Origin of the sequence: Thiomicrorhabdus cannonii (genome assembly GCF_013391695.1) — a bacterium.
GTDB classification, from domain to species: domain Bacteria; phylum Pseudomonadota; class Gammaproteobacteria; order Thiomicrospirales; family Thiomicrospiraceae; genus Thiomicrorhabdus; species Thiomicrorhabdus cannonii.
This window is the reverse complement of the sequence record NZ_JACBGH010000002.1, coordinates 78,017-94,030: the sequence shown is the minus strand read 5'-3', so window position 1 is coordinate 94,030 and position 16,014 is coordinate 78,017. Positions and strand designations below refer to the sequence as shown.

Genomic DNA, 16,014 nt, shown 5'->3' with positions numbered 1-16,014 from the left:
GTTATATTACGCATCACAAAAAAATAGTTTGGGAGTGGAGATAAAAGATGTTTATTCCATGCGAAGACGCTAAGCGTCTGATTAAAGAGAAAAGTGCACAATTAGTGGACGTTCGCACGCCTGAAGAATTTGCCATGAGCAAGTTGCCAGGTGCAATCAATATTCCACTGCAAGACATTGATCGAGTGGGTGAAAGTATTCTGGATAAGGATCTGCCTGTCATCGTGTTTTGCCGTTCAGGCCAGCGTTCGCATATGGCGATGCAGATTCTGATGTCTCAGGATTTTGACCAGGTGTATAACCTGGGGTCGTTTATGGCTTGGCATCAGTGCCCGGACATTTAAGAAACGGTCAGTTTCTTGCTGAAAAAGAGCGCCTAGGGCGCTTTTTTTTTAAGTGCGACTTTTAGTCGTCCCAAACTTCCGAAAAGGAGCGAAATCGATGAAATTGGCCCTGCATTGGCAAATCTTAATAGCGCTGCTATTGGCGGCGGTGATGGGAAGCTGGAGCGGTACCGAAGCAACCGTTTTCGGTATTCACTGGTTGGCGGTTTATACCTTTATCGGCACCTTGTTTCTGAATGCGCTGAAGATGGTGGTGGTGCCGCTGGTGATGGCGGCGATCATCACCGGCATCGGCAATATCGGCACGCAGGGCGGTTTTGGGCGTTTGGGCTTGAAAACGCTGAGTTATTATGTGGCCACAAGTTTTATCGCGATTATGGTGGGGTTGCTGCTGGTCAACTGGATTCAGCCGGGGGTTTCCGATCAGGCACCGCCGGTGATCGAAAGCAATGCAGCGGTGGCCCAGGCCGTTGCCGGCAAAGGTGTTGGCGATGTGGTGGAGGTGTTCCTTCGCATGATTCCTGCCAATGTGGTGGCCGCTGCGGCCAACGGGCAAATTCTCGGTTTGATTTTCTTTAGTCTGCTGTTTGGCTATTTCATGGCGCAAATCACCGGGCCGGGGCGCGATGCTTTGATGAATTTCTGGCAGGGCGTGTTTGATGTGATGATGCTGATTACCGCCTGGATTATGAAGTTCGCGCCCTTGGGGGTGTTTGGTCTGGTGGCGGCTTCGGTGGCGAAAACGGGCTTTGACCAGTTTGGCAATCTGGCCTTGTTCTTTATGACGGTGGTACTGGCCTTAGCCTTCCATTTTATAGTGGTGATGGCATTAATCCTGCGGTTTGTCGGCGGAGTGAAAAACCCCTGGCGCCATTATCAGGCAATGGCGCCGGCGTTGCTGACCGCCTTTTCAACCAGTTCGTCCTCGGCAACGCTGCCGGTCTCGCTGCGTGCGTTGGAGCACCGGGCGGGCGTTTCCAATCGCGTGACCAGTTTTGTACTGCCATTGGGGGCGACGGTCAATATGGACGGTACGGCACTCTATGAGTGCGTGGCGGCGGTATTTATAGCCCAGCTGTTCGGCGTGCCGCTGGATTGGGGTACGCAGCTGTTGATTGTGGTGATCGCTTTGACCACCTCGATCGGGGTGGCGGGGATTCCGTCGGCCAGCCTGGTGGCCATCAGCATCATCCTGGTGGCGGTCGGCTTGCCGGCTGAGGCGATTGGTTTGCTGTTGGTGGTGGACAGGTTGTTGGATATGTTGCGCACCGCCGTCAATATTTTCAGCGATTCGGTCGGTGCCGTGGTGATTGCCCGTTCCGAAGGCGAAAAAGACGTGCTGACCAACCGGATATTTTAATGTTGTCACTAGTGGGCCGGTATCGACCCGGCCTGTTGAGTTTTTGGGGACGAATTTACAACGATGAAAAAACAGTTTGCTGACATGCCCGTTTTACCGTCAGGCGAGAGCGCCTGCACGCTTCTGAAAAGCCTGATCGATGCGCATATTCAAACCATGCAGGACGATTTTGTGCAGGATTTAAGCCATATCAGCAGCGCTGCGGTGTATGCGGGTAATCTGGCGGTGGATGAGGTAGTGCATCTGCGTGATAACCTGTACCGTTGCGATTACAGTTATGACTGGCATATCGCCTGGACCTGTTCGGGCACGCAGGAGGCCGGACGGGTCAAGGAGAAGGTGCGTTTCAGTGTGGCGGGCGATGAAATCGATTTCAAATTCCTGAAGCTGGATCTTTGAACAAGCTGGAACTTCGAAGTTAGGTCGCGCTCGCTGAAAAAGGCAGCAGGGCGATACCCTCCGCGCTGACTTTCAGAATCCGGCTGTGCGGCGCATCCGCCTGCCAGTCGCCCAAAACCCAGCGATGTCTGGGTTGCTCGTCCACCTTTAAACGGTGATGCGCGGGGCGGTGAGTATGGCCGTGAATCAGGTGTTGGGCGTGCGGATAGCGCGCAAACAGCGCTTCAACAGCCGCCGCATTCACATCCATAATATTTTCCGCTTTATTGGCGCTATAGCGTTTGGATTTTTCGCGCATGTTCTGGCCGATCTGCAGACGCTTGTGCTGCGGCAGTCGCAAAAACAGCCACATCACCAGCGGATGACGCAGAATGCGGCGCATCTTCTGGTATTGTTTGTCATCAGTGCAGAGCGCATCGCCGTGCATCAATAGCAGTTCGTGACCATACAGCGTCAGCGCGTGAGGTTCTTGTAGCGGTTGGATGCCGCTCGCCTGCCAGAAACGTTGGCGCATCAGAAAATCGCGGTTGCCGAATTGCAGATAGAGTTTAACGCCTTGCTCACTCAGGTGCTTGAACGCGGCAATGATTTCGGCGTACTGTGTCAGTCCGACATCGTCACCTACCCACATTTCAAACAGGTCACCCAGAATATAGAGGGCCTCGGCTTTGGGCGCCTCGGTTTTCAGAAAAGCCAAAAACGCCTGATTAAGCGGATGAGAGGCTTCCGGCTGGAGGTGGACATCGGCAATGAACAGGGTGAATTTTTCCATGCCGCCATTTTAGCAGAGCCGCGTGCCGGAAGCGCAGTCCGAAAAACAAAAAACGGGCAATAAAGCCCGTTTTCAGTCGTGAAAATTGTCGGTTGCCGATCAATCTTCAATCAGGGTTGTGCCGGTAATCAGAATGTCTTCTACCGGAACGTCCTGATGGCCGCGGCGGCTGGTGGTTTGCACCTTGGCCATCGCATCGACCACGTCCATGCCGTCGGTGACTTTACCGAACACCGCATAACCCCAGCCTTGCATGTTCTTGCCGCTGTGGTTCAGGAAACTGTTGTCTTTGAGGTTGATAAAGAACTGCGTGGTCGCCGAGTGCGGGTCCATGGTACGTGCGTAAGCGATGGTGCCGCGATCGTTTTTCAGGCCGTTGTCGGCTTCGTTTTCAATCGGCTCGTCGGAAGGTTTGTCTTCCATGCCGGGCAACAGTCCGCCGCCTTGCACCATGAAGTTAGGGATGATGCGGTGGAAAAGCGTGCCTTTATACCAGCCGTCCATAACGTAATGAACAAAGTTTTCAGTGCCGATCGGCGCTTTTTCAGCATCTAGCTCAACAGTGATGTCACCCATAGTGGTATGGATAATGACCTTAGGCATGTTGGTTCCTTTTTGTTAGAGAGTAAAATAACGATTTAATTATTTGATTTGACGTACTTTTTCGATAATGACCGGCTCAAGCGGAACATCGCCGTAACCGTTTTTAAAACCGGTACGCACGTTGCGGATTTGGTTAACGGTTTTCATGCCCTGGATAACCTTACCGAAAACGGCGTAACCATAAGCGCGCGGGGTTTTTTCGCGGAAGTCCAAAAAGCTGTTCTGGGCGACGTTAATAAAGAACTGTGCGGTAGCAGAGTGCGGGTCGTTGGTGCGGGCCATCGCCACCGTGCCGATCTGGTTGCGCAAGCCGTTATCGGCTTCGTTCTGGATCGGCGCGCGGGTGATTTTTTTGCCCATGTCCGGGGTGAAGCCGCCGCCCTGAACCATAAAGTCGGCGATTACGCGGTGGAAAATGGTGCCGTCGTAAAAACCTTCATGCACATAGGCCAAAAAGTTTTCCACGGTCTTGGGGGCTTTTTCGGGATAGAGTTCGATCAGAATCGTGCCGTAATTGGTTTCCATCAACACCTGCGGATGGCCCTCTTTACCAGCGGTATCGCTATCGGATTGCGCGTGGGTTAGCGGGCTGGCAGTCAGGGTTAGCAGGGCAAGCGGCAAACTCAAAAATAGACGTCTCAACATGGTGATTCACTCCGAATACAGTCACAATTAGGTTACAATAGGCGCCATTCTAACACTTGGTTTTGCTGACCCCAATACTGTTTGCCAGAGTTTGAACGCTTTTAGGTCTATTTCAAGCATTTTGACAGGATTTGTTGAGCGTTTTGCGCTGCGGTTTTGAGCGACGAAAAAACTCAGCAGGCCGGGTGTTCGGCACATATTCCACGCACCGCATAAGGCGCGTTTTACTGACACAGATAGGCGAATAAGCATGACAGCACTGCATATTTACAATACCGAAACCCGTCAAAAAGAACTTTTTACCCCGATTCATCCCGGCAAAGTGGGCATGTATGTGTGCGGGGTGACGGTGTACGACCTGTGTCATATCGGCCATGCGCGTGTCATGGTGGTGTTTGATACGGTGGTGCGCCATCTGCGCGCATTGGGTTATGACGTGACCTATGTGCGCAACATCACCGACATCGACGACAAAATCATCAAACGCGCCCTGGAAAACGGCGAGTCGATCCAGTCGCTGACGACGCGCATGATCGACGAAATGCATACCGATGAAAAGGCGATGAACGTGTTGCGTCCGGATATGGAGCCGAAAGCCACCGAGCATATCCATGAAATCCAGCACATGATCCAAACGCTGATCGACAAAGGCTTTGCTTATGCGGCGAACAACGGCGACGTTTACTTCAAGGTCAAGGCCTTTAACGAGTACGGTCGTTTGTCCGGCAAGCATCTCGACGAACTGGAATCGGGCGCGCGTGTCGAAGTGAACGAAATCAAACAGGATCCGCTGGATTTCGTGTTGTGGAAGGCGTCCAAAGAAAACGAACCCTCCTGGGATTCCAACTGGGGCGGCGGGCGTCCGGGGTGGCATATTGAATGTTCGGCGATGTCCACCAAGTGTCTGGGCAATCATTTCGACATCCACGGCGGCGGTATGGATTTGTCGTTCCCGCACCACGAAAACGAAATCGCCCAATCCGAGTGTGCGACCGGCGAGCATTATGTGAACACCTGGATGCACTGCGGTTTCGTGCGGGTCGACAACGAAAAGATGTCCAAGTCGTTGAACAACTTCTTTACGATCCGCGAAGTGTTGAAACTTTACCATCCGGAAGTCATCCGTTATTTCCTGTTGGCGAGCCACTACCGTTCGCCGGTGAACTACTCCGAAGAGAACCTGAACAATGCCAAGACCAGTGTCGGGCGTCTGTATTCGGCGTTGGAAGGCGTGGAAATCGGGGAAGCCGCACAGAACACCGATTTTGAAAAAGAGTTTATGGACGTGATGAACGACGACTTCAATACCCCCAAAGCGATGGCGGTGCTGTTTGAGTTGGCTAAAGAGGTCAATAAGCAGAAAGATGCGGCGTTGGCGGGATTGTTGTTGAAGTTGGCAAACCAGATCGGTTTGTTGATGGAGCCGGCGGAGCAGTTCTTTAAATCGCAGCCTTCATCCTCGGATATGGATGACGCGCAGATCGAAGCCCTGATTGAAGAACGCAAGCAGGCGCGCGCCGCGAAAAACTTTGCCCGTTCCGACGAGATTCGCGACGCTTTGGCAGCGCAAGGCATTGAGTTGTTGGATTCGCCACAGGGCACTACCTGGCGCAGAAGTTAAGCTGAAAAGGCGCTGTGAAAGCGGTGGGACGGTTTGATTTCCGAGCGAAAACACAATCCCTTACTTATTGTAAGTATTTGATTGTTATATTGAATTATGGGGTAATAAAATTTACTCATGAGGTATAAAAAAATTAAAAAATAATGATATTAGCCGTTGACTAAATTAGGAAACGCTAATACAATTTGCCTTAATCATGTTTCTTCATGAGTATCCTCCTCTGATTATTTCTATATGAGATAATATTTAAACCCCCGGTTGTCCACTGGGGTTTTTTTTATTCTTTTTTTATGTTTTCTGTTTCGCCGAGGTTAGCGCTTGCATAGCTCTGTCGCGGCTGCGTGATGCTGTCTTTGTTTGCGGCTGTTTATTGGGAAGGCTCTTGTACTGAGCCGATGGCGGGCATGATGTCGCTCAGGCGGTCATAGTGCTTATTGAGAAGGGATTTGAAGATCGTCGAGTATTCCAACACGGCTTTGACGTAGGCACGGGTTTCGCTGAATGGGATCGAATCAATCCATTGGTCAGCCGGCAGGGCGCCGTCTTTGGGAATCCAGCTGTCGACGCGTTGCGGGCCGGCATTATAGGCGGCGGTTGCCAGTACGCGGTTGCCGTCGTATTTTTTATAAAGATAACTCAAATAGGCGCTGCCCAGTTCGATATTGGAATTGGGTTCGGTCAGTTCCGTATAGCGGTTTTTCTTGAAGCCTAGTTTTTGACCGATGTATCTGGCGGTTTGCGGCATCAGCTGCATCAGGCCGATGGCGCCGGCAGAGGAGCGTACATCGGCTGCAAAGGCGCTTTCACGGCGGATAACGCCATACACCCAGGCAGGGTCAACCCCGTGTTTTTCCGCGCTCTGCATGACCGGTTCTTTATGCGGTGTGGGAAAGCGAATCGCCAGGTCGTCCCATTTCTGCGCTTTGGCGGCGGTGGTAATGGCCATGGAGTGTTGTTGCCATTGGCTGGTCAAAATGGAAACGGCATGCAGTTCTTCGGCCCCCAGGCGATCCAGCAGGCTGTACCATTCGCGTTTGGCGCTGGTCAGCCAATCAATCGCCAGCAGTTCCTGCATACGCCGCAGTTGCGGGTATTTTTTGATGAGCGCTGCGCTGTCGATCTGCATGACCGGATCGGGATTGAACTGGTAATCGGTTTTGAGAATGTCGGCGGCCATAAAGGCATAGAAGTGGCGCTGCTTGGCCAGTTCACGGTAGATGGTTTGGGCGGGTTTTTCCTGGCTGGTGGCCGCCAGCGCGCGCGCTTTCCAATACTGCCACTGGCTTTCCTGCTGCTGTTCGTGATCCATCAGCTCGATGGTTTCAAGCAACAGCCGCCAGTTGGATTGTTTGAGTGCCAGCTGTGCCTGCCAGCGCAGACTTTCCTCGGTGGCGCTGCCGTTCTCGTTCACTTCCTGCAGGAATTCGTCGGCGTTCGGGTTGTCCTTATAGGCGCTGCGAAGCGCAATGGCGCGCTGTAATTGCTGGAACTGCGCCTTGCTCAAGCCATATTGTTCGTAGAATTTTTCCAAAGCCTGAAGCGCTTTTTCGGGCTCTTTGGAAGACAGTCTTTTTACCGCCTGCATAAAAATCGGTTTGCGGATCACCGGATCAATGGAGGCGGGCAGCGGAGTGAGAATCTTGTCGGGCGATTGATAGACTTTGAGCCAGTGTTGAAACATGGCGCGTTCCCCGGAGGAGAGGTTTTTTGCGAGCGTTTGCGCCAAGCTGACGCGGCGTTTGCTCATGGCCAGTTCAATGCGCTGCCAGATCATGGAGCCGGTTAAACGGTTGTGTTGGCGCAGCAAGCCGTCCAGCGGTTGGCAGGCCTCGCTCAACGGGCGTTCACTGATCCATAGTTCGGCGGCTTGCTGCAGGGCCGGTTCCATTTGGTTTTGGTTGGCCAGGGCTTGGACGTGGTAGCACTGCAGGTCACGCGAGGCCTGCGGTTGATAATGCGTCAGGAAGGTTTTCCACTGTTTCTGCTCGCCCAGATACTCCAGCCACTTGCTTTGGAGGCGCTCGCCAAGATAGTTGTTGCTGTTGTCGTCAATGAATTGGGTAATCAGCGCATTGGGCGTGCTTTTGAGGTGCAGGCGGTAATCGTGGTAAAGCACATAAGGGTAAAGCGGATAGTCTTTGAGTTTGGCCTTGTAGTTGGCGATGGATTGGCGGTCATTGCTTTTGATCGCCTGATAGGCATCCAGAAATAGCTGCTGGTTTTCCGACAGGTTCGGCTTGGCATGCGCTGAATGCCAGACTGGCAGTAGCGCGGTTGCAATGAAAAGCAAGCTTTTCAATATGACATTGAACGGCATTGAACGATGGCATTCAGGTTTCATTGTCATACGGAATCTTCAATACCTGTCCGGGTTTGAGATAGGTTTTTTCGTTGAGTTGATTGTGCACAAGCAGTTGCTGGGTGGTCACTTTATTGGCCTTGGCGATATCCCACAGACTATCGCCCGACTTGACCACGTATTGTTTGAACTTGTTCGATTTATCGGCTTTGGCGGCCACAGCGGTTCTAGCCGCTTTTTTAGGTTGCCAGAGCGTCAGGCGCTGACCGGGTTGCAGCACGGCGTTCGATTTGAGGCCGTTCCAGTTGGCGATTTCCTGTGTGGAGACATTGAATTTCTGCGCCACGGTCCACAAACTGTCGCCGGGTTTGAGGGTGTAGTGGGTTTGATAACCGTACTGATTGGAACGGATTTCCAGTTGCTGGCCGATGCTCAAGGGCGTGCGCACGCCGATATTGTTCCAGTTGCACAAGGTCTTGGTGTCGATGTTGTAGTAGCGTGCGATGGTCCACAAGGATTCGCCGCTTTTGACCTTATGGTAAAACTTAGGACCTTTGTACGATGACGCCTTTTTAGGTTGCGAGGCGAGTGCCTGCGCATAATGCTGCGGAACCGGAATCAGCAGGGTTTTGCCGACTCTTAGGCGATTGTTTTTCATGTTATTGAGTTTTTGAATCGCTTTGCTGGTGGTTTTATAACGCGCGGCGATTTCGCTCAAGGTGTCGCCCGCTTTGATTTTGTGCTCGGTCCACTGGATCTCGAACAGCGAGGCGTCTTTTTGCAACTGCTCGGCAAACTGCGCCTGGTTTTCCAGCGGCAGAACAATATGGTAAGGCCCGTTCGGCGGGGTCACCGCCTGCAGATAGCCGGGGTTTAGCATCGCCAGCAGGTCTTGCGGTGTATCGGAAAGCAAGGCGACCATGCCCAGGTCAATCTGTTTGTCGAGGGTGACGACATCGAAAAACGGGCGGTTGTCGATCGGTTCGAGCTCTATGTTGAGAGCCTGCCGATTTTTGACAATATGCGCCACCGCCAGCAGTTGCGGCACGTAATGCTGGGTTTCTTTGGGCAGGTAGTGGCGAATCTGCCAGAAATCGGCCTTCTCGGACCCGGCCTGTTGAGTTTTCTGGCGGAATTTTTTGACCGCTTTCCAGACATTGCCGATGCCGCCATTATAGGAGGCCAGCGCCAAAAGCCAGTCGTTGTCGTTCAGTTCATAGAGTTTTTGCAGATAGTCCAGCGCGGCGTTGGTGCTTTGAATGACGTCCTGCCGGCCGTCAAACCACCAGTTTCTCTGCAAACCATACAGATGGGCGGTTTCCGGAATGAACTGCCATAATCCCACGGCGCTCTGGTGGGAGCGCGCCTGTGCCTGAAAGCCGCTTTCGATCACCGGAAGCAGCGCAATTTCCAGCGGCATATTGCGCTTTTTGACCTGCTGCACGATATAGTGCAGATACGGTTTGGCACGGTCGGAAACGCGGGCCAGGTGTTTGGGATTGCGCAGGTAAAAATTCTGATAGTTTTCGAAGGCATCCAGATGCTCGTCGCCCAAGGTGAGTTGCGCGGCGATCTCGTCCCACAGATTGTCGTGCTGTTCGACAATCAGTTGGGTGGCTTTGGCCAGATCGGTCGGTTCGGTAACGCTGACGGCAGGATGCGGCTTCTCAGTGGATTGTTTTGCCGGAGAAAGAGGGGCCTCGGCCAGCGCTGGTGCAGTGTGTACCAGCACAAGTTTGGGGGCGTCGCCGGCGGGTTGCGGCGGATTCAGTTGGCTACAGCCGGTCAAGCCGCTTAAGCCGCTGGCAAGTGCGAGGCTAAGCAGGCTAAGGCGAAAATCAACGGGCTGCTTCACTGTACTTCCTCCTGTAGATTCACGTGATCCAGCGCGCCGGATTGGTCAAGGTCGTCTTTCCATTCACGCAGCGTTTTAAACAAACTCTCCGTCGTATCCTGTGCGCCGCGTTGCAGCAGCTGCGCCTTGATCTGCGGGGTGTCGAAACGCAAAAACGGGTTGGTGGCTTTTTCCAATCCCAGGGTCGATTGCGGCCCTTCAAGCGGTTCGGGATAGAGAATACGGCTCTCCAGAATGCGTTGACGCAAGGCGGCGTTGCCGGGTTCTACCAGATAGGCGAATTTAAGGTTGCTCAGGGTGTATTCATGCGCGCTGTAAAAGCCGAGTTGGTCGGGCAGGGCGCGCAGTTTCAGAATCGAGTCGGCAAACTGGGCAAAAGTGCCGGTGAATTTGCGCCCGCAGCCGCCGCTGAACAGCGTGTCGCCGCAAAACAGCACGGTATCGTTGTAGTAACTGACGTGGTCTTCGGTATGGCCGGGGGTAAACAGTACGTTCAGCGCAAAATCATCCGTCAGCGCGACGCGGTCGCCTTCTTTTACGCGGATTTCGATCAGCGGATTGGGGGTGAGTTCCGGGCCATAGACCGTGGCGTGCGGATAGGCGGCTTTAAGCGCGCCGATGCCGTTGACGTGGTCATGGTGAAAATGGGTGACAAGCACGCCTTGAAGCTGCAAACCCTGTTGTTGAAGAAAGGCCAGAACCTGTTCGGATTCCCCCGGGTCAACCACCCAGGCCTGTTGATTTTGATACAGCACCCAAATGTAGTTGTCGTAGCTGCCAACCAGTGCGGGAAGTCCGGTGATCTTCATATGCGCTTTTCTGTAATTCTTGTTGGAGTTGTTATAATGCCCAGTATTCTAACAAAATTGGCGTCTCAATAGGGGCAAAAATCCGTGGAGGTTTGAGTGAATCAAGGATTCCAGCGCTTTTTGAAACAGTGGTACGACACTCAGCAAGGCAGGCTGTTTTGGGAGCAGGAACGCCCTTTGTTGCAGCAGGCGCTGAATACCTTGTTCGGCTATTTTCTGGTGCAGCTGGGACAGACCTCAACGGATAGCTGGCTTGAAGCCAGCCGGGTTTCGCATAAATTACTGCTGGATGAAAACTTTGATCGCAGCGCGCCGATTTCGGCGTCGGAAGGGTCGCAAACTCCATCACAAAGTCAGGTGCATCGCATACGGGCCGACTTGGACTATTTGCCGCTGGCCAAAGAGTCGGTGGATGTGATGGTGCTGCCGCACACCCTGGAAACCGTGACCGACCCGCATTACCTGTTGCGTCAGGTGGATGCCTTGCTGGAGCCGGAAGGGCATCTGGTGATTACCGGATTCAATCCGTTGGCCTGCGGTGTCCTCAAAAACCGCTTGAAAAAGCACAACCGGCCTTTGCGTGAGGCGCATCTGGTGAGCGGGGCGCAGCTTGGCGAATGGTTGGAGGTGCTCGGCTACGAGGTCGAACAGGTGCGCTTTAGCACCATCTCCTGTTATGAGGGGACGACTTCGAGCGATTCGTTGCTTGGCTGGCGTCTGCTTGAAAAAGTTGAAAACCTGTTGAACGGTTTGGGATGGCAGTTTGGTAATGTCTATTGCGTGGTGGCCCGCAAGCGGGTGGATGCGCCGCGTCTGGTGGGTCTGGCCAAACGGCGCTTTGCGTGGCCGGTGCGGCGTCCCTTGCAAGTTGCGGCGCGCGGCAGTTCGAGAACGTTTAAACAGGGCATGAAGCGGTAACAATCCAAAAAAAGAATGCCGAAAGGAAGATGACATTGCAGAAAATCGAAATTTTTACCGATGGCGGGTGCCGCGGTAACCCCGGGCCGGGCGGCTGGGGAGCCTTGTTGCGTTATAACGGACATATTAAAGAGTTGAAGGGAGCCGAAGCGCATACCACCAATAATCAAATGGAATTGATGGCGGCCATTCAGGCGTTTGAGGCGCTCAAGCGCCCGTGCAAAGTCAAAATCACCACCGATTCGCAATATGTCAAAAACGGCATTACCCAATGGATGGCCGGTTGGAAGAAGAAGGGCTGGAAAACGGCTGCCAATCAGCCGGTTAAGAACCAGGAGCTGTGGCAGCGCCTGGATGCGGCGATTGCTCAACATGACGTGGAGTGGCACTGGGTGAAGGGGCATTCGGGCCATCCGGAGAATGAACGCGTCGACACCTTGGCCAATCAAGCAATTGATGAGTTGCTGGGCAAGTAGATTAGGTAGTAGATTAGGTAGTTAAGGCGCGCAAGTCACTGCGTTGCATCCATGCTTTCAAACAGAGGGTATTTTTCGCAGCGGTTGCGGCCTTGCGATTTGGCGAGGTAGAGTGCCTTGTCTGCCGCCGAGATCAGCGTCTGGTAGTGTTCGTCGGTAGAGAATTCGGACTGGGCGACTCCGATGGAAATCGTCACCACCTTGCTGATTTCCGAATAGGCGTGCGGAATCTGCAGGTTCTCAATTGCCGTACGGATGGATTCGGCAACCTCATAAGCCTTATCGAGCGTATCGTCCGGCAAAATGATCACAAACTCTTCGCCGCCGTAGCGTGCGGCATAGTCATTTTGGCGGCGCGCGGCTTTTTGGAGTTGTCGCGCGATTTTCTTCAAACATTCGTCGCCGGCGAGATGACCGTAACCGTCGTTGTAGTTTTTGAAAAAGTCGATGTCGATCATTAGCACACTGAAAGGTGTCGAGGTGCGTTTCCAGCGCTGCCACTCTTCCTGCATACGCTGTTCAAAAGCGCGGCGGTTGTGCAGTCTTGTCAGGCCGTCGGTCACCGAGAGCTGTTTGAGTTGTCGATTGACGTGTTCCAGGTTCTCGGTTTTGGTTTGCAGTTCGGATTCGATGCGCTTCAATGCGGTGATGTCGCTGTGGGTGCCGCTGAAACGGATCGGCTCGCCTTGTGCATCGCGCTCCACGACTTTTCCGCGGTCGAGGATGTAAATCCAGTGGCCATCCTTATGCAGCATGCGGTGAATATTGCTGTAAAACTCGGTTTTACCCTCTATGTGTGTCTGTATGTCCTGATAGCATTGTTGCAGATCGTCCGGATGCACCCGGCTTTCCCATGTATGCAGCGATTGCTCGATTTCATCCGGTTGATAGCCCAGCATCTCTGCCCAGCGGGCATCGTAGACCACCTGATTGGTCTTGGGATACCAATCCCAAAAACCCAGACCGGTGGCTTGCAACACCAGTTCGAGGCGCTGGTTTTTCTCTTCCAGATGCTTTTGATAGATTTTATTTTTATGAAACAGGTGGTATGAAATTAAGCCCGTGAACCCGCCGATTAAGGAGGGGATAATGAATCCGCTAGGTTTAAAGACTCCCAGAACCAGCCAAAACTGCAGCGCGGCAACCGTTGAGAGGAGTAGCGCGCCAAACAGAAAAGCAAGCAGGTGAGGGCGGGTGAGCGGTTTCAAGCTGGCTTGACTCCATAGAGTGATGTGAGTTCAGTTTAGATTAGGTTGTTGTGCTTTAAGAATACTGATAATTACTTAATTCCGATTTGTTTTTTGATGGAGCGATAAGTTTTTTGAGCTTACCAGCTGATGGTCTGGCCCGACTTTTTGCTGATTTCTTCGAGTTTGCTTTGGTGACGCGTGAGTTCGCCATCCGTTGCGTAGAGCACCTTCAACGGCAAACGGTCTCGGCTGATTTTTTGTTGGCCGGTTTGCAGCTCGTTGGCGGCTTCGTCGCCACTTAGTATTAGTTTGGTCTGCCCGCCAGTCATCGCCAGGTAAACGTCGGCAAGGATTTCCGAGTCGATCAAAGCGCTGTGTAGCGTACGGTTGGAGTTGTCCACCATCAGGCGTTTGCACAGCGCGTCCAGCGAGTTGCGCTGGCCGGGGTAGGTTTTGCGCGCCATTTTCAAGGTGTCGGTGATGGTGCAGTGGTCTTCGATTTTGCCCCAGCGGTTGTGCTTGAGGCGCGCCAGTTCCATATTGATGAAACCCACGTCAAACGGCGCGTTATGGATAATCAGTTCAGCGCCGCTAACATACGCCATGAAGGCTTCAACCACATCGGCAAAGAGGGGTTTGTCCACCAAAAACTCATTGGTGATGCCGTGAACCGCAATCGCATCGGCAGGCACTTCGCGCTCGGGCTGAATATATTGGTGATAATTGTGGTGCGTCAGGCGGCGTTTAATCAGCTCCACCGCACCGATTTCAATGATGCGGTCGCCGTTTTGCGGGTCAACCCCGGTGGTCTCGGTATCCAATATAATCTGGCGCATTTGAACTCTCTTTACGGTAAAATGACCGGGTTATTTTAATGCAAAATTTAAGAAAGATTTCAGCGAAAAGGGTGTTTATGAAAATTAAAAAGGGCAGTCGCGTCGCCTTTCATTACGAATTGCGTGACGAATCAGGCGAGTTGATCGATTCCACTTTCGGCAGTGAGCCGGTGATTTACATTCAGGGCGAAGGCGAAATCATTCCTGGCTTGGAAGAGCTGATGGAAGGCGAAGAAGCCGGCTTTGAAGCCAAAGTAACGTTGTCGCCAGAAAAAGCCTACGGCGAAGTGATGGACGATTTAATCGTGTTCGCTGGGCCGGAAAACTTTGAAGACGACGTGGAAATAGAAGTCGGTTCAACCGTAGAAACCGAAGATCCGGACGGCACCATTGTCGCCTTCCGCATTATCGAAGTGACCGAAGACAAAGTCTATCTGGACGGCAACCACCCGTTGGCCGGTCAAACGCTGGACTACAAAGTGGAAGTGATTTCGGTCGATTAATTCGTTCGTTAAAAATCATCGCCAAAATTCTCAACAGGCCGGGTAGAAAGCATTTCTACCCGGCCTGTTGGGTTTTTACACGCCGGAAAACTCAGGTTTTCAAGATGTGATGCTGTCTTATCATTCTGCGAACTCGCGATTCAAATAGTTGCAAAATATTCAGAAAAGATATATTTTTTACTCATGCAGACCTTTGAATTCGATCAAAATAAAAGTGATATTAATTTGGCAAAGCATGGCATTGACTTTGTAGAGGCACAAATGCTGTGGCAAGATTCTGATCTTCTTGAAATTCCTGCCATAACAACCGATGAGCCGCGGCACCTAATCATTGCTCAATATAATGGCAAACACTGGTCTGCAGTCATTACGTATCGAGAAAAAAATATCCGTATTATCTCGGTGAGGCGGGCGAGAAAAAATGAGGTTGAGTTATATGAAAACTTCTGAATTTGATGAAAAGTTTGATGAAGGCGTCGATATTTTAGAGCACTTGGATTTGTCCAAAGCAAAGCGTTCTATGCAAGAAACAAAACGCGTTAACGTTGATTTCCCCGCTTGGATGTTAGATTCTCTTGACCGTGAAGCTAGTCGTATAGGCGTCACAAGACAGTCTATTATTAAAGTGTGGCTGGCGGATAAGCTGGAAAGTATTCATTTTTCTGCAGAAAAACACAGCTAACGCTTGCAAACGGTGTAGTCAGAAGTTTTACGTCCGCTAAAAATCATCGCCAAAATTCTCAACAGGCCGGGTAGAAGCTCTTTCTACCCGGCCTGTTGGGTTTTTAAGAACCGGAAAGTACCGTATGGTTTAACAAAGCGGTTATCTTGTCACAAGAATCGCTTTTACGGGGAAACGATTTATTCTTTCTTACAGTTTTCTACGTATTTTTTCTAGCTAAAAAGATTTTCTTGACGTATATTTATTGCGCGATTTCCAGTCTTGTTTGTCAGCTTATATGGTTGATATTCAACCCCCTTACAACAAGTGAAATAAGGAGGGGCGGTCAACATACATGGGCGTAAATCAGTTTTGGATTTCATAGTGAAAGCGCCCTTATATAAATCATAATTGGTCATTATTGAGGGAATAATCAATAAAGGAAAAAAATATGTTGTCAAAATTGGTGGTAAGCCTGTACTCGGTTCTTTTAGAAGTAGCCTTGTGGCTAATTCTTTTAGGCGGTTTTATTACAGGTTGGCAGTCTGGAGGTTTCTTTGGCGCAATCGGTGGTTTAATTGGTGCGGCTATTTTCGGTGCGGTAATATTTGGAGCCTTCTTGGTTCTGAATGATATTCGTCAGAAAGTGGATTCCATAGCAAGTAAAAAGCAATAAAGCCTCCTGAATTGCTCAAGCGGACTGCGCTAACGCGCAGCCGATTA

General features: G+C 51.8%; 18 protein-coding genes. 10 read left to right on the top strand and 8 right to left on the bottom strand.

The annotated features are described in order from the left end of the window. Positions 1-47: 47 nt before the first annotated feature. From HZ297_RS03595 to HZ297_RS03585, 3 genes are all read left to right on the top strand, one after another. Positions 48-344, top strand: a complete 297-nt coding sequence (locus tag HZ297_RS03595; protein WP_178861628.1) for a rhodanese-like domain-containing protein — start codon at positions 48-50, stop codon at positions 342-344. 97 nt (positions 345-441) lie between these two features. Then, positions 442-1,704 carry a dicarboxylate/amino acid:cation symporter gene (locus HZ297_RS03590; RefSeq protein ID WP_178861627.1) on the top strand — a complete coding sequence of 421 codons (1,263 nt, stop codon included), beginning with the start codon at positions 442-444 and terminating at the stop codon, positions 1,702-1,704. 63 nt (positions 1,705-1,767) lie between these two features. Beyond that, a complete protein-coding gene (locus HZ297_RS03585; RefSeq protein ID WP_178861626.1) occupies positions 1,768-2,103 on the top strand; it encodes a hypothetical protein in 336 nt (111 codons plus the stop codon). Positions 2,104-2,122: 19 nt separating this feature from the next. Here the strand turns inward: HZ297_RS03585 and HZ297_RS03580 are convergent, their stop codons facing one another. The 3 genes from HZ297_RS03580 to HZ297_RS03570 form a co-directional block, all read right to left on the bottom strand. Then, positions 2,123-2,875 carry a UDP-2,3-diacylglucosamine diphosphatase gene (locus HZ297_RS03580; RefSeq protein WP_178861625.1) on the bottom strand — a complete coding sequence of 251 codons (753 nt, stop codon included), beginning with the start codon at positions 2,873-2,875 and terminating at the stop codon, positions 2,123-2,125. A gap of 99 nt (positions 2,876-2,974) precedes the next feature. Continuing rightward, the gene (locus HZ297_RS03575; RefSeq protein WP_178861624.1) at positions 2,975-3,478 is read right to left on the bottom strand and encodes a peptidylprolyl isomerase; all 504 of its coding nucleotides are present in this window, start codon (positions 3,476-3,478) and stop codon (positions 2,975-2,977) included. A 39-nt stretch (positions 3,479-3,517) separates the two neighbouring features. Next, a complete protein-coding gene (locus HZ297_RS03570) occupies positions 3,518-4,123 on the bottom strand; it encodes a peptidylprolyl isomerase (RefSeq protein ID WP_178861623.1) in 606 nt (201 codons plus the stop codon). A gap of 250 nt (positions 4,124-4,373) precedes the next feature. On the opposite strand from HZ297_RS03570, the gene cysS reads away from it, so the two are divergent. Next, on the top strand, positions 4,374-5,744 hold the full coding sequence (cysS, locus tag HZ297_RS03565; RefSeq protein ID WP_178861622.1) for a cysteine--tRNA ligase: 1,371 nt from the start codon (positions 4,374-4,376) through the stop codon (positions 5,742-5,744). Positions 5,745-6,111: 367 nt separating this feature from the next. Here the strand turns inward: cysS and HZ297_RS03560 are convergent, their stop codons facing one another. The 3 genes from HZ297_RS03560 to gloB are packed head-to-tail and all read right to left on the bottom strand — an operon-like array spanning position 6,112 to position 10,707. Beyond that, positions 6,112-8,091, bottom strand: coding sequence for a transglycosylase SLT domain-containing protein (locus tag HZ297_RS03560; RefSeq protein WP_178861621.1), 1,980 nt, complete (start codon positions 8,089-8,091; stop codon positions 6,112-6,114). Then, positions 8,075-9,898, bottom strand: a complete 1,824-nt coding sequence (locus HZ297_RS03555; RefSeq protein ID WP_178861620.1) for a LysM peptidoglycan-binding domain-containing protein — start codon at positions 9,896-9,898, stop codon at positions 8,075-8,077. The genes HZ297_RS03560 and HZ297_RS03555 overlap by 17 nt, the downstream gene beginning before the upstream one ends. Beyond that, entirely contained in the window at positions 9,895-10,707 is an 813-nt protein-coding gene (gene gloB, locus HZ297_RS03550; protein WP_178861619.1) for a hydroxyacylglutathione hydrolase, read from the bottom strand. Before gloB ends, HZ297_RS03555 begins: the two co-directional genes overlap by 4 nt. Before the next feature lie 96 nt (positions 10,708-10,803). On the opposite strand from gloB, the gene HZ297_RS12020 reads away from it, so the two are divergent. Both HZ297_RS12020 and rnhA read left to right on the top strand, forming a co-directional pair. Further along, a complete protein-coding gene (locus HZ297_RS12020) occupies positions 10,804-11,625 on the top strand; it encodes a methyltransferase domain-containing protein (RefSeq protein WP_178861618.1) in 822 nt (273 codons plus the stop codon). A 29-nt stretch (positions 11,626-11,654) separates the two neighbouring features. Beyond that, entirely contained in the window at positions 11,655-12,101 is a 447-nt protein-coding gene (gene rnhA / locus HZ297_RS03540) for a ribonuclease HI (protein WP_178861617.1), read from the top strand. A gap of 35 nt (positions 12,102-12,136) precedes the next feature. On the opposite strand, the gene HZ297_RS03535 is transcribed toward rnhA, so the two are convergent. Together HZ297_RS03535 and dnaQ are read right to left on the bottom strand one after the other, a co-directional pair. Continuing rightward, complete coding sequence (locus tag HZ297_RS03535) at positions 12,137-13,309, bottom strand: sensor domain-containing diguanylate cyclase (RefSeq protein ID WP_178861616.1); 1,173 nt, start codon at positions 13,307-13,309, stop codon at positions 12,137-12,139. Between the two features lie 119 nt (positions 13,310-13,428). Further along, positions 13,429-14,127: a DNA polymerase III subunit epsilon gene (gene dnaQ, locus HZ297_RS03530; RefSeq protein WP_178861615.1), complete on the bottom strand. Its 699-nt coding sequence runs from the start codon at positions 14,125-14,127 to the stop codon at positions 13,429-13,431. 77 nt (positions 14,128-14,204) lie between these two features. Between dnaQ and HZ297_RS03525 the strand changes: the two genes are divergently transcribed. The 4 genes from HZ297_RS03525 to HZ297_RS03510 all read left to right on the top strand — a co-directional run bounded on the left by HZ297_RS03525 (position 14,205) and on the right by HZ297_RS03510 (position 15,967). Further along, positions 14,205-14,630 carry an FKBP-type peptidyl-prolyl cis-trans isomerase gene (locus HZ297_RS03525; protein ID WP_178861614.1) on the top strand — a complete coding sequence of 142 codons (426 nt, stop codon included), beginning with the start codon at positions 14,205-14,207 and terminating at the stop codon, positions 14,628-14,630. 183 nt (positions 14,631-14,813) lie between these two features. Further along, the gene (locus tag HZ297_RS03520) at positions 14,814-15,080 is read left to right on the top strand and encodes a BrnT family toxin (protein ID WP_178861613.1); all 267 of its coding nucleotides are present in this window, start codon (positions 14,814-14,816) and stop codon (positions 15,078-15,080) included. Beyond that, positions 15,067-15,312 carry a type II toxin-antitoxin system BrnA family antitoxin gene (gene brnA, locus HZ297_RS03515; protein WP_178861612.1) on the top strand — a complete coding sequence of 82 codons (246 nt, stop codon included), beginning with the start codon at positions 15,067-15,069 and terminating at the stop codon, positions 15,310-15,312. The genes HZ297_RS03520 and brnA overlap by 14 nt, the downstream gene beginning before the upstream one ends. Positions 15,313-15,742: 430 nt before the next feature. Further along, positions 15,743-15,967 (top strand): hypothetical protein, encoded by a 225-nt coding sequence (locus HZ297_RS03510; RefSeq protein WP_178861611.1) that lies wholly within the window; start codon positions 15,743-15,745, stop codon positions 15,965-15,967. The last annotated feature ends 47 nt before the right edge of the window (positions 15,968-16,014 follow it).